This is a genomic window from Piscinibacter sp., from assembly GCF_050175855.1.
GTDB lineage: Bacteria > Pseudomonadota > Gammaproteobacteria > Burkholderiales > Burkholderiaceae_C > Piscinibacter.
This window is the reverse complement of record NZ_JBFXIO010000097.1, coordinates 1-13,093: the sequence shown is the minus strand read 5'-3', so window position 1 is coordinate 13,093 and position 13,093 is coordinate 1. Positions and strand designations below refer to the sequence as shown.

Here is a 13,093-nt window from a genome sequence, read left to right as displayed (position 1 = left end):
GAGATCATCGTGGCCAGCGCCGACTCCATCAGGTTCTCGACTTCCAGCGCCTCGATGCGCGCGGTGTTGAACACCTTGGACTTGTCGGCCAGGTGGATGTGCTTGGCCCGCTCGGCGATCTCCTTGACCTTGCCCACGCCCTCGTCCATCGAGGCCTGGGTGCGGAACACGCCGGCGTGCTGCTGCATCGCGCGGCGCAGGTCGTTGGCCACGTCCTGGGCGTACTCGCCGCTGCTGCTCTTCTCGTACTTGGCCAGGCGGGCCAGCGTGCGGTCGGCGGCGTCGGCGGGCAGCGGCTTGTGGCTCTTCGTCTTCAGCGCGCTGTCGACGATGTGGTTGCCCGCGGCGCGGCCGAACACCAGCAGGTCGAGCAGCGAGTTGGTGCCCAGGCGGTTGGCGCCGTGCACGCTGACGCAGGAGCACTCGCCCACCGCATACAGGCCGTTGACCACCGCGTTGTGCACGCCGTTCTTCGGCACCACCACCTGGCCGTGGATGTTGGTCGGGATGCCACCCATCTGGTAGTGGATGGTCGGCACTACCGGGATCGGCTCCTTGGTGATGTCGACGTTGGCGAAGTTGTGGCCGATCTCGAACACCGAAGGCAGCCGCTTCATGATCGTCTCGGCGCCGAGGTGCGTCATGTCGAGCACCACGTAGTCCTTGTTCGGACCACAGCCGCGACCTTCCTTGATCTCCTGGTCCATGCAGCGCGAGACGAAGTCGCGCGGCGCCAGGTCCTTCAGCGTCGGCGCGTAGCGCTCCATGAAGCGCTCGCCGTTGCTGTTGCGCAGGATCGCGCCCTCGCCGCGGCAGCCTTCGGTCAGCAGCACGCCCGCACCGGCCACACCGGTCGGGTGGAACTGCCAGAACTCCATGTCTTCCAGCGGGATGCCGGCACGTGCCGCCATGCCCAGGCCATCGCCCGTGTTGATGAAGGCGTTGGTCGATGCCGCGAAGATGCGGCCCGCGCCGCCGGTGGCCAGCAGCACGGTCTTCGCTTCGAAGATGTGCAGCTCGCCGGTCTCCATCTCGAGCGCGGTCACGCCGACCACGTCGCCCTCGGCGTCGCGGATGAGATCGAGCGCCATCCACTCGACGAAGAAGTTGGTGCGCGACTTCACGTTCTGCTGGTACAGCGTGTGCAGCATCGCGTGGCCGGTGCGGTCGGCCGCGGCGCAGGCGCGCTGCACCGGCTTCTCGCCGTAGTTGGCGGTGTGGCCGCCGAACGGGCGCTGGTAGATCGTGCCGTCGGGGTTGCGGTCGAACGGCATGCCGAAGTGCTCGAGCTCGTAGACGACCTTCGGTGCCTCGCGGCACATGAACTCGATCGCGTCCTGGTCGCCGAGCCAGTCGGAGCCCTTGACGGTGTCGAAGAAGTGGTAGTGCCAGTTGTCCTCGCTCATGTTGCCGAGGCTGGCGCCGATGCCGCCCTGCGCGGCCACGGTGTGCGAGCGCGTCGGGAACACCTTGGACAGCACGGCCACGTTCAGGCCGGCGCGCGCCAGTTGCAGCGAGGCGCGCATGCCGGAGCCGCCGGCCCCGACGATGACGACGTCGAACTTGCGCTTCGAGACGTTGTTGGAAGTCATGGAATCACAGTCTCCAGAGAACCTGGATGGCCCAGCCGGCGCAACCCGTCAGCCACACGATGGTGAACACCTGCAGCACGAGGCGCACGGCCACCGGCTTGACGTAGTCCATCCAGACATCGCGCATGCCCACCCAGACGTGGTACAGCAGCGAGACGATCACGACGAAGGTCAGCACCTTCATCCACTGGCGGCTGAAGATGCCCGCCCACTTGTCGTAGCCCATCTCGCCGGGCAGCAGCACCTGCACGACCAGCGCGAGGGTGAACAGCGCCATCAGCGCCGCGGTGATGCGCTGCGCGAGCCAGTCGCGCAGGCCGTAGTGCGCGCCGACGACGGTGCGCTTGGATCCGTAGTTCTGTGCCATGGGAGTGGTTCTCAGAAGAACAGCTTGAAGCCCAGCGCGAGCGTGAGCAGCACGCTGATCGCGAGCGTGACGATCGCCGAGGTGTGGCCGAACTGCTTCGTGACGGCGTGGGTGGCGTCCATCCACAGGTGGCGGATGCCGGCGATCAGGTGGTGCAGGTAGGCCCAGATCAGTGCCAGCGCTACGAGCTTGAGGAACCATCCGGGAATGAAGCCGACGCCCGCCGCGAAGGCCGCGCGGAACACGTCGTACGACACTTCGGAGGAGACGCTGGCGTCGAACATCCAGATGATGAACGGCATCAGCAGGAACATCAGCACGCCGCTGACGCGATGCAGGATCGACACGATGCCCGCCGGCGGGAGCCGGTACGCGACGATCTGGGACACGTGGATGTTGCGGAACTGGGGCCGCTGCTTGAAGGTGTCTGCCATGCCCAACCTGTTCAGAAGAGATGTAATCGACGCGAAACCAAACAATTCTATTGCACTGCAGCAGTCTTTCGCGGTGCTTGCGCGCCCGAGGGAAACTGCGATTCAAACGATGGTCAGCTCAGCTCGTTGCGATAGTGATGCGAAGCCGTGTTGTAGAGGCCGCGGCGCAACTCGACGGGCTTGTCGCCATAAGTGAGCGACAGGCGCTCGACCAGCAGCAGCGGCGTACCCGGGCTCACCGCCAGCAGCTCGGCCGCCTGCCCTTCGGCCGCCACCGCGCGGATCTTCTCCTCGGCGCGGATCATGCGCACGCCGAACTCCGATTCGAACAGACCGTACATCGGCCCGCGATAGCCCGACAGCCTCTCGGCGGTGAGGCCCTTGAAGGGCGCGGCCGGCAGCCAGATCTCGTCGAACACCACCGGCACGCCACGCAGCGACAGCACGCGCTTGATCTGGATGGCCGCGTCGCCCGAGCGCAGGCCGAGTGCACGCGCCACGTCGGCCGGCGCACGCAGGCGGCGGCAGTCGATGAACTGGCGCTGCGTGCCGCCGGCCTGGCCGTCGTCGGGCTGCAGGCGCAGGAAGCGGTACTGCGTGGTCTGCTCGGCGTGCGTCGCCACGAAGGTGCCCTTGCCCTGGCGGCGCACCAGCAGGTTCTCGGTGGCGAGCTCGTCGATCGCCTTGCGCACCGTGCCCTGGCTGACCTTGAAGCGCGCCGCGAGCTCGGTCTCGCTCGGGATCGCCTCGCCGGGGCGCCAGGTGCCCGCCTGCAGGTCGCGCACCATCAGCGCCTTGATCTGCTGGTACAGCGGACTGAAGGCGGGGCTCGCGGGTTCGGAGACGGCGGTGGACATGGCCCGATTGCAGCACAAGAGTGCGCCATCGTCCACGATCAGCTGACAGACGTCTTATAGAAGACATAAGACTCGGGATTCCCCTCGCTCGAGCGCCTTTCTCGGCCTACACTCGCGCCCTGACCCCCTCCAAACGCCCTTCCTCCCCCTCTTCCGGAGCCTTCCATGAGCAAGAAACCCGTTCGAGTCGCCGTCACCGGCGCTGCCGGCCAGATCGGCTACGCGCTGCTGTTCCGCATCGCCTCCGGCGAGATGCTGGGCAAGGACCAGCCCGTGATCCTGCAGCTGCTGGAGATCCCCGACGAGAAGGCCCAGAAGGCGCTCAAGGGCGTGATGATGGAGCTCGAGGACTGCGCCTTCCCGCTGCTGGCCGGCATGGAAGCGCACAGCTCCCCGGAAACCGGCTTCAAGGACACCGACTATGCGCTGCTCGTCGGCGCCCGCCCGCGCGGCCCCGGCATGGAGCGCGCCGACCTGCTGGCCGCCAACGCGCAGATCTTCACCGCGCAGGGCAAGGCCCTGGACAAGGCCGCCAGCCGTGACGTCAAAGTGCTGGTGGTCGGCAACCCGGCCAACACCAACGCCTACATCGCGATGAAGAGCGCACCGAGCCTCAAGCGCGAGAACTTCACCGCCATGCTGCGCCTGGACCACAACCGTGCGCTGAGCCAGATCGCCGCCAAGACCGGCAAGCCGGTGGCCTCGATCAAGAGCCTGTGCGTGTGGGGCAACCACTCGCCGACGATGTACGCCGACTACCGCTTCGCCACCATCGACGGCAAGAGCGTGAAGGACATGATCAACGACCAGGTCTGGAACAAGGACGTGTTCCTGCCCACCGTCGGCAAGCGTGGCGCCGCCATCATCGAGGCGCGCGGCCTGTCGTCGGCCGCGTCGGCCGCCAACGCCGCGATCGACCACATGCGCGACTGGGCGCTGGGCACCAAGGGCGAGTGGGTCACGATGGGCGTGCCCAGCAACGGCGAATACGGCATCCCGAAGGACGTGATGTTCGGCTTCCCCGTCACCACCGAGGGCGGCCAGTACAAGATCGTCGAGGGCCTGCCGATCGACGCCTTCAGCCAGGAGTGCATCAACAAGACCCTGGCCGAGCTGCAGGGCGAGCAGGACGGCGTGAAGCACCTGCTCTGATGTCCCCACGCGAAGCGCTCTTCGACGCCGCCGACGTCGCCCCGGCCCTGCCGGTGTGCGACCACTACAGCGGCGTCGAGGCGCGCATGCGCAAGAGCCTGGCATTGCAGGTCGAGCTCGGGCCGGTGTTCGACGTCACGCTCGACTGCGAGGATGGCGCGCCGGTCGGCGGCGAGGCCGAGCACGCGCACCTGTGCGCCGAGCTGGTGACGAGCGCAGCCAACCGCTTCGGACGCGTCGGTGCGCGCGTGCATCCGATCGATCACCCCAGCTTCGAGCACGACGTCGACACGCTGGTGCGCCGCGCCGGCTCGCGCCTGGCCTACCTGATGGTGCCCAAGCCGCGTGGCGTGGCCGACGTGACGCGCGCGGTTGACGAGATCGACCACTTCGTCCGCATCCACGGCCATGGCCGCGCGATCCCGGTGCATGTGCTGGTGGAGACGCACGGTGCGCTGCGCGAGGTCGAGGCGATCGCCGCGCTGCCGCGCATCGAGTCGGTGTCCTTCGGCCTGATGGATTTCGTCTCGGCGCACCGCGGCGCCATCCCCTTCCACGCCATGGGCGTGCAGGGCCAGTTCAGCCACCCGCTGGTGGTGCGTGCCAAGCTGGAGATTGCCGCGGCCTGCCATGCCCACGGCAAAGTGCCTTCGCACTGCGTGGTCACCGAGTTCAAGGATCTGCGCGCGCTTTCCGCGGCGGCCTCGCGAGCCAGCCGCGAGTTCGGCTACACGCGCATGTGGAGCATCCACCCCGACCAGGTGCGCACCATCGTCGAGGCGTTCGCGCCGAGCGCCGCCGAGACCGACCTGGCCATCGAGATCCTGCGGGCTGCGCAGGCCGCGCAGTGGGCCCCGATCCGCCACCGCGACACCCTGCACGACCGCGCCAGCTACCGCTACTTCTGGCAGGTGCTGGAGCGCGCCCATCGCACCGGCCAGCCGCTGCCGGGCGAGGTGCGCGAGGCCTGGTTCCAGCCCTCAGCCGTCTGAAACCGCGCCAGACTGTGGCAAGCACCACGGCCCGCCGCCGGTGCACGTGTTCACATGTAAGTGGCGCGCCGGGCGCGCAGCAATTGGTTGCACGACCGGGCCGGGCGGCCCCATGCTCCGCGCATCGTCCACCGACGCGCCATTGCGCGACACCGCCATGAACCTGAAGAGCACCCTTGCCATCGCCGCCGCCCTCTGCCTGGGCGCCACGGCCGCCGTTGCCCAGACCGCGCCGGCCAAGCCGGCCGCGAAGAAGGTCGTGAAGAAGGCCGCTCCGGCCGCCGCCGCCCTGCCCGCCGCCGACGCCGAGCAGCTGGCCGCCGCCGAGCGCGCGCACCTGGGTGCCTACCAGTGCGAGTTCAGCGAGTCGATCGACGTCTCGATGAACCCGAAGTCCAACGGCTACGTCGATGTCCGGCACAAGAAGCAGGTGTGGACGATGAAGCCGGTGGTGTCTTCGACCGGCGCCGTGCGCCTGGAAGACGTCAAGGGCCAGACGCTGCTGCTGCAGATCGCCAACAAGTCGATGCTGATGGATCAGAAGGCCGGCCGCCGCGTGGTCGACGGCTGCATCCACGAGAAGCAGAAGGAGTCGGCCGCCGCCGTCGCCGCCGCCAAGTAAGCGCCCGACCCTGCGCCAAAGGCCCGCCGCGAGCGGGCCTTTTTCTTGCGTGCCCGGCAGGAAAGTCCGAGGCTGACAGACCGGCGTCAGCCGCCGCTGCGAAGCTTCCCTCAAGTCTTATATAAGACATAAAATATCGGGGTAACCCGAAGACGCCCACCCAGTCCCTGCCACCGCACCGGAGTCCCCCATGCTGCAAGCCTATCGCCAACATGCCGCCGAACGCGCCGCCCTCGGCATCCCGCCGCTGCCGCTGGACGCGAAGCAGACCGCCGAGCTGATCGAGCTGATCAAGGGCGCGCCGGCCGGCCAGGTCACGGAAGAGACGGCCTTCCTGCTGGACCTGCTCACCCACCGGGTGCCGCCGGGGGTGGACGACGCCGCCAAGGTGAAGGCCTCGTTCCTCGCCGCCGTGGCCCATGGCGACCTGAAGGTCGGCTTGATCTCGAAGGCCAAGGCCACCGAGCTGCTCGGCACCATGGTCGGCGGCTACAACGTGCACCCGCTGATCGAGCTGCTCGACGACAAGGAAGTGGCCGGCGTCGCCGGCGAAGGCCTGAAGAAGACGCTGCTGATGTTCGACTTCTTCAACGACGTCGCCGAGAAGGCCAAGGCCGGCAACGCCAAGGCCCAGGAGGTGATGAAGAGCTGGGCCGACGCCGAGTGGTTCACCAGCCGCCCCGAGGTGCCGAAGTCGATCACCGTCACCGTCTTCAAGGTGCCCGGCGAGACCAACACCGACGACCTGTCGCCCGCGCCCGACGCCTGGAGCCGCCCGGACATCCCGCTGCACTACCTGGCGATGCTGAAGAACACCCGCCCCGATGCGGCGTTCAAGCCCGAGGAAGACGGCAAGCGCGGCCCGATGCAATTCATCGAGGACCTGAAGAGGAAGGGCCACCTGGTCGCCTATGTCGGCGACGTGGTCGGCACGGGTTCCTCGCGCAAGAGCGCGACCAACAGCGTGATCTGGGCCACCGGCCAGGACATCCCCTTCGTGCCGAACAAGCGCTTCGGCGGCGTCACGCTGGGCGGCAAGATCGCGCCGATCTTCTTCAACACGCAGGAGGACTCCGGCTCGCTGCCGATCGAGGTCGACGTGTCGAAGCTGGAGATGGGCGACGTGATCGAGGTGCTGCCGTACGACGGCAAGATCACCAAGGGCGGCGCCACCGTCGCCGAATTCAAGCTCAAGAGCGACGTGCTGCTCGACGAGGTGCGCGCCGGCGGCCGCATCAACCTGATCATCGGTCGCGCGCTCACCGGCAAGGCCCGCGAGTTCCTCGGCCTGCCCGCGTCCACCGTATTCCGCCTGCCGGTCGCCCCGAAAGACAGCGGCAAGGGCTTCACGCTGGCGCAGAAGATGGTTGGCCGCGCCTGTGGCCTCCCTGAGGGCAAGGGCATCCGCCCGGGCACCTACTGCGAGCCGAAGATGACCACCGTGGGTTCGCAGGACACCACTGGCCCGATGACCCGCGATGAGCTGAAGGACCTGGCCTGCCTGGGCTTCAGCGCCGACCTGGTGATGCAGTCGTTCTGCCACACCGCGGCCTACCCGAAGCCGGTGGACGTGAAGACGCACCGCGAACTGCCCGCCTTCATCAGCAACCGCGGCGGCGTGGCGCTGCGCCCGGGCGACGGCGTGATCCACAGCTGGCTGAACCGCCTGCTGCTACCCGACACCGTGGGCACCGGCGGCGACTCGCACACCCGCTTCCCGATCGGCATCTCGTTCCCGGCCGGCTCCGGCCTGGTGGCGTTCGGCGCGGCCACCGGCGTGATGCCGCTGGACATGCCGGAGAGCGTGCTGGTGCGCTTCAAGGGCCAGATGCAGCCGGGCGTGACGCTGCGCGATCTGGTGCACGCGATTCCCTATGCCGCCATCAAGGCCGGTCTGCTGACGGTGGCCAAGGCCGGCAAGAAGAACATCTTCAGCGGCCGCATCCTCGAGATCGAGGGCCTGCCCGACCTGAAGGTGGAACAGGCCTTCGAACTGTCTGACGCCAGCGCCGAGCGCTCGGCCGCCGGCTGCACGATCAAGCTCAACAAGGAACCGATCATCGAGTACCTGAAGAGCAACATCGTGCTGATGAAGAACATGATCGCCGACGGCTACCAGGACAAGCGCACGCTGGAGCGCCGCATCAAGTCGGTGGAGGCCTGGCTGGCCAACCCGCAGCTGCTCGAGGCCGACAAGGACGCCGAATACGCCGCCGTCATCGAGATCGACCTGAACGAGCTCAAGGAGCCGGTGCTGTGCTGCCCGAACGATCCGGACGACGCCAAGCTGCTCAGCGACGTGGCCGGCACGAAGATCGACGAAGCCTTCATCGGCTCGTGCATGACCAACATCGGCCACTTCCGCGCCGCCGCCAAGCTGCTCGGCGGCCAGCGTGACATCCCGGTCAAGCTGTGGGTCGCGCCGCCGACCAAGATGGACCAGAGCGAGCTGATCAAGGAAGGCCACTACGCCGCCTTCGGCACCGCCGGTGCGCGCACCGAGATGCCGGGCTGCAGCCTGTGCATGGGCAACCAGGCGCAGGTGCGCGAGGGCGCCACCGTGGTCTCCACGTCCACGCGCAACTTCCCCAACCGCCTGGGCAAGAACACCAACGTGTTCCTCGCCTCGGCCGAGCTGGCAGCGATCGCCTCCAAGCTCGGCAAGATCCCGACCGTGGCCGAGTACCACGAGGCGATGGGCATCATCAACAAGGATGCCGCCAGCGTCTACCGCTACATGAACTTCGACCAGATCGAGGAGTATGCGGAGACGGCGAAGTCGGTCACGGTCTGAGTCCGCGCGGCACGCCGGGCCAGCGCACGGGGTCCCCCGATGGACGATCTGAGCCGCCGTCGCCTGCTGCTCGCGCTCGCTGCACTGCAGGGCGAGGCTGTGCTTGCCGGGTGCGGGGGCGGGGGCGGGGGCGGGGGCGAGTGCGGGAGTGGGGGTGGGGGTGGAGGTGGGGGAGCATCGCCTTCCCCCGCGCCGTCACCCTCGCCGACGCCCGGTCCGGTCCCGCCGTCTGGTGCGACCGGCCTGGACTTCCCGAGCAATCCTGAACCGGCTGGCACGTGTGGCCCCTTCGTGGCCTTCCAGTTCCTCGATCCGCACGCAAAGGGACTGCCGATCTGGGGGCCGGGCGACGCCGGCGTCACTTACCTCTGGAAGATCAGGCCGCGCCAGCAGAACGGCTATTACGCGACCTTTTGGTGGTCGAACAACGGCAACTTCACCTGGCACAACGGCGCGTCCGACAGCTACTACGGTGCGCACCCCTACCCGCGTGGCGGCGGCAACACTACCGCCGTCCACGACTGGGAACTCGCCGGCATGATCGACGGCACCGACACCGTCGTCACGAAGGCCGGCAGCGCGCACCAGCTCGTCTTCGATCGCTGGTACAGCCAGGCGCTGGTGATCTCGTCCAACGGCGATGGCACGAACACGGCGCGCTTCTACATTGACCTGCCGTCCACGGCGGCCGCGGACATCATAGAGGTCACTTCGCCATCGAGCTTCGGCCGGACCGATCCGCCCTCACCGGCCCTCACCTTCGGTGACTCGCCGTGGTATGCCGACTACCAGCATGAACGGCTTAGCGGCGTGCTTCGCGGCCTGAAGATCTTCGCTGCCATGCTGACGCAGGCCGAGATCCTCAGCGAGGCGGCCTCCGACTCGTTGGCCACGAGCAGGGGGGTCGCCACCGTGTGGTATGCCAACGCGAACCCCACCCCCGACGACATCAGCGACAAGTCTGGCGCGAGCCATCATCCCTCGTGGGCCGACAGCGCTCATCGCGCCGGACTGTGGACAGGCGGTTGAGCGAGCGCCCGGGCCACTGCCATTCGTTACAGGGGCCTTGCCGATCGGCCTACCATTTCGGGATCCCCTCAGACGCCTAGCCCGATGACCTCCCTGAAGCGCTCTTCGAACCTGATGCTGCTTTACGCGTGCGCCACGCTGCTGGCCTGCGGTGGTGGCGAAAGCGATGCCGCAGGGGGCGCTGCACCGGCTCCAGGCCCCGCTCCCACTCCCGCACTGGGCCCGGCTCCCGCTCCGGCACCTGGGCCGGCGCCGAGCACCGGCACGGCGTGCGACACCGCGAGCGGCCGGGTGCTGGAGGTGGGCACGGGCAAGGCCTACAGCGTGCCCAGCGCGGCGGCGGCGGTGGCGCGGGACGGCGACGTCATCAAGATCAGCGCCGGCGAGTACCGCGGCGACGTGGCCGCCTGGTCGGCCAACCGGCTGACCATCTGCGGCGTGGGCGGCCGTGCGCGGCTGTACGCTGCCGGCCGCAACTACGGCGGCAAAGCCATCTGGGTGGTCAACGGCAGCGACATCACCATTGACAGCGTCGAGTTCCACGACGCCAGCGTGCCCGACCAGAACGGCGCGGGCATCCGCGCCGAGCACGGCGGCACGCTGACCATCCGCAACAGCGGCTTCTACGACAACGAGAATGGCGTCCTCGGCGCCTACGGCAGCGCCAGCGTGGTCATCGAGGGCAGCGAGTTCGCCCGCAACGGCTACGGCGACGGCTACTCGCACAACATCTACATCGGCGAGGCAGCGCTGCTGAGCGTGAGCAACAGCTTCTTCCACGAGGCCAGGATCGGCCACAACCTGAAGAGCCGCGCCCAGCAGACGCGCATCGAAAACAGCTACTTCATGGACGGGCCCAGCGGCACTTCCAGCTACCTGGCCGACTTCCCCAACGGTGGGCGCGTCTACCTGCGCGGCAACCTCTTCCACAAGGGGCCCAACGCAGACAACTCGGTCGCCATCTCCTACGGCGCCGAGGGCCTGAAATGGAGCACCAACACGCTGGAGATGGTGCACAACACGGTGGTCATCACGCGCTCGGGCGGCACCTTCATCAGCGCGCCCTCTGGCACTCAGTCGGTCAAGCTCACCGCCAACCTGTTCGCCGGCACTAACGGGCCTAGTCTGATCAGCGGCGGCTTCGTCAGTGCCAATGTGGTCTCTGCCGGCAACATCACCAGCACCGCCAGCAACTTCTCAGGCGCCGACAACATCGCCAGCCCCAACTTCTGGCCCAACGCCACGCTGCAGGCCCTCATCGGGCTGGGCTCCGTGCTCGACGCCACCTACGCCAAGGACTCACCGAAGCCCCTGAGCACCCGCGCAGTCTCCTCGCCATCCAAGGCCGGCGCGCTGCAGGCCGCTCCCTGAGCCGGCTCAGCGCTCGGGTGCGACCTGCTCGGCCCAGTCGTAGAGGGCGGCCAGGATCTCCTGGCCGTTTTCGTCTGCGGCCTCGCTGAGCGCGTCGATACGCTCGAAGAACGACTCCACGGTCATCGCCCCGCCTTTCCCGTCGTGCAGCCGTGCGGCGCGGTGCTGTTCCCAGCGGGCACGCTCGTCGTCGCTGAGCGTGTCAGGGAAGTTGCGGGCGCGGTAGCGGAACACGATCTCCTCCAGTCGCGCATCGTCGAAGCCGGTGCGCTTCGCGGCGAGCTGCTCCGGCGAGAGTTCGCGCAGGCGCTGCAGCCGACCCCGGTCGGAGTTGCCGACGAAACCACCGTACAGATCCTCGTCCACGTCGACCGGCTGTGCCGCTTCCGGACGCTTGAACACCTCGCTCCACAGGCCGGCCAGCGACTCGCTGGCGCGGGCGGCCGCCTCGACGCGGCCCAGCGCCTGCGCCACGTCGATGCCCCAGCGCTCGGACATCGCAGGGCTCAGGGCCTTCAGGTTGCCCACCACCACCGGCGACTTGTTCAGGTGGATGGTCTTGATCGGCAGCCGCACCACGCCTTCGGGAAGGTCTTCGCTGCGGGTGAACATGCGCTCGCGGATGGCGGCGGCATCGAGCGTCGTCAGTTCCTCGAGGTCGGCGCCGAGATCCCACACGATCAGCTCGTTCTTGTTGGTCGGGTGCGGCGCCAGTGGCCACACCACCGCCAGGCAGCCGCGCTCGGGCGCATACATGCCCGAGACGTGCAGGAAGGGCCGTTGCCCGCCGATCTCGGCGATCACCGCATCCTTGCGGCGCAGCTTCAGGCAGAAATCCCACAGGCGCGGCTGGTGCTGCTTCACCAGGCGCGCCACGGCGATGGTGGCACGCACGTCGGACAGGGCGTCGTGCGCCGATTCGTGCGCCAGGCCGTTGGCCGCGCTGAGGTGCTCGAGCTTGAACGAGGCCCTGCCGTCCTCGTGGCTGGGCCATTCGATGCCCTCGGGGCGCAGCGCGCGGGCGGCGCGCACCACGTCGAGCAGGTCCCAGCGGCCGCAGCCGTTCTGCCACTCGCGCGCGTACGGGTCGATCAGGTTGCGCCAGAAGAGGAAGCGCGTGACCTCGTCGTCGAAGCGGATCGAGTTGTAGCCCACGCCCACCGTGCCCGGCCGTGCCAGCTGCGCCTCGATCGCGGCAGCGAAGGCATGCTCGGCCACGCCCTGCTCGGCGCACTGCTGCGGCGTGATGCCGGTGAGCAGGCAGGCCTCGGGGTCGGGCAGCGCATCCAGCGGCGGCTGGCAGTAGAGCATCACCGGCGCGTCGATCTCGTTCAGGTCCGCATCGGTGCGCACGCCGGCGAACTGTGCCGGCCGGTCACGGCGCGGCACGCGCCCGAAGGTTTCGTAGTCGTGCCAGAAGAAGCTGAAGTCGTCGCGCGAATCGCTCATGCCGGCACGATACCCGAGCGGCGTGCTACTTCTTCCCGGCCTTGGGCTTGGCCGCGCCGCCCTGCGTGAGCGCGTCGGACATGCCGATCAGCACCCCGCTGACCAGCGCCGCATAACTCTCGGCCAGCGTCTGCGCCGCCTTCAGCCCGGCGGCGCGGCTGTCGCGCATCGCAGTGTGCATCTGCTGCACGAACTGCTCGGCAGTGGTGGCCGCCTTGGCGCCGGACAAGGTGCCACCGGCCTGCATCTTCTCGAGCACCGGCGCCCATTGCGACGCCACCTGCGTGCCAGCGGCGTCGGCGGCCTTCTTCAGCGCGCCGATGAAGCTGTCCTCCATCGCCTCCAGGTCGGACAATCAACACCACGCTGCGCCTGCAGCGGGCCATGAGCTGAAGGACATCCGGGCATGGGCGCTTCCGCACTGATGTCGCTGG

The 13,093-nt window shown here is 68.2% G+C and carries 12 protein-coding genes; 6 read left to right on the top strand and 6 right to left on the bottom strand.

Annotation, left to right across the window (positions count from 1 at the left end; translation table 11 throughout):
* From sdhA to AB7U92_RS09770, 4 genes are all read right to left on the bottom strand, one after another.
* A partial coding sequence (gene sdhA, locus AB7U92_RS09785; RefSeq protein ID WP_428576000.1) for a succinate dehydrogenase flavoprotein subunit occupies positions 1-1,592 on the bottom strand: 1,592 nt, incomplete at its 3' end.
* Between the two features lie 4 nt (positions 1,593-1,596).
* Positions 1,597-1,959 (bottom strand): succinate dehydrogenase, hydrophobic membrane anchor protein, encoded by a 363-nt coding sequence (sdhD, locus tag AB7U92_RS09780; protein ID WP_428575999.1) that lies wholly within the window; start codon positions 1,957-1,959, stop codon positions 1,597-1,599.
* A gap of 11 nt (positions 1,960-1,970) precedes the next feature.
* Entirely contained in the window at positions 1,971-2,393 is a 423-nt protein-coding gene (gene sdhC / locus AB7U92_RS09775) for a succinate dehydrogenase, cytochrome b556 subunit (RefSeq protein WP_428575998.1), read from the bottom strand.
* A 113-nt stretch (positions 2,394-2,506) separates the two neighbouring features.
* Positions 2,507-3,250, bottom strand: a complete 744-nt coding sequence (locus AB7U92_RS09770; RefSeq protein WP_428575997.1) for a GntR family transcriptional regulator — start codon at positions 3,248-3,250, stop codon at positions 2,507-2,509.
* 165 nt (positions 3,251-3,415) lie between these two features.
* Here AB7U92_RS09770 and AB7U92_RS09765 point away from each other — a divergent pair, with 165 nt between their 5' ends.
* From AB7U92_RS09765 to AB7U92_RS09740, 6 genes are all read left to right on the top strand, one after another.
* Complete coding sequence (locus tag AB7U92_RS09765) at positions 3,416-4,402, top strand: malate dehydrogenase (RefSeq protein WP_428575996.1); 987 nt, start codon at positions 3,416-3,418, stop codon at positions 4,400-4,402.
* Positions 4,402-5,394 carry an HpcH/HpaI aldolase/citrate lyase family protein gene (locus AB7U92_RS09760; protein WP_428575995.1) on the top strand — a complete coding sequence of 331 codons (993 nt, stop codon included), beginning with the start codon at positions 4,402-4,404 and terminating at the stop codon, positions 5,392-5,394. Before AB7U92_RS09765 ends, AB7U92_RS09760 begins: the two co-directional genes overlap by 1 nt.
* Before the next feature lie 112 nt (positions 5,395-5,506).
* Positions 5,507-6,016: a hypothetical protein gene (locus tag AB7U92_RS09755; protein WP_428575994.1), complete on the top strand. Its 510-nt coding sequence runs from the start codon at positions 5,507-5,509 to the stop codon at positions 6,014-6,016.
* Between the two features lie 190 nt (positions 6,017-6,206).
* Positions 6,207-8,810 carry a bifunctional aconitate hydratase 2/2-methylisocitrate dehydratase gene (acnB, locus tag AB7U92_RS09750; RefSeq protein ID WP_428575993.1) on the top strand — a complete coding sequence of 868 codons (2,604 nt, stop codon included), beginning with the start codon at positions 6,207-6,209 and terminating at the stop codon, positions 8,808-8,810.
* 291 nt (positions 8,811-9,101) lie between these two features.
* Entirely contained in the window at positions 9,102-9,839 is a 738-nt protein-coding gene (locus AB7U92_RS09745) for a hypothetical protein (protein ID WP_428575992.1), read from the top strand.
* 84 nt (positions 9,840-9,923) lie between these two features.
* Positions 9,924-11,210 (top strand): right-handed parallel beta-helix repeat-containing protein, encoded by a 1,287-nt coding sequence (locus tag AB7U92_RS09740; protein ID WP_428575991.1) that lies wholly within the window; start codon positions 9,924-9,926, stop codon positions 11,208-11,210.
* Positions 11,211-11,216: 6 nt separating this feature from the next.
* Here the strand turns inward: AB7U92_RS09740 and sbcB are convergent, their stop codons facing one another.
* Both sbcB and AB7U92_RS09730 read right to left on the bottom strand, forming a co-directional pair.
* Positions 11,217-12,659: an exodeoxyribonuclease I gene (sbcB, locus tag AB7U92_RS09735; protein ID WP_428575990.1), complete on the bottom strand. Its 1,443-nt coding sequence runs from the start codon at positions 12,657-12,659 to the stop codon at positions 11,217-11,219.
* A gap of 25 nt (positions 12,660-12,684) precedes the next feature.
* The gene (locus AB7U92_RS09730; RefSeq protein ID WP_428575989.1) at positions 12,685-13,014 is read right to left on the bottom strand and encodes a DUF6781 family protein; all 330 of its coding nucleotides are present in this window, start codon (positions 13,012-13,014) and stop codon (positions 12,685-12,687) included.
* Positions 13,015-13,093 lie beyond the last annotated feature (79 nt).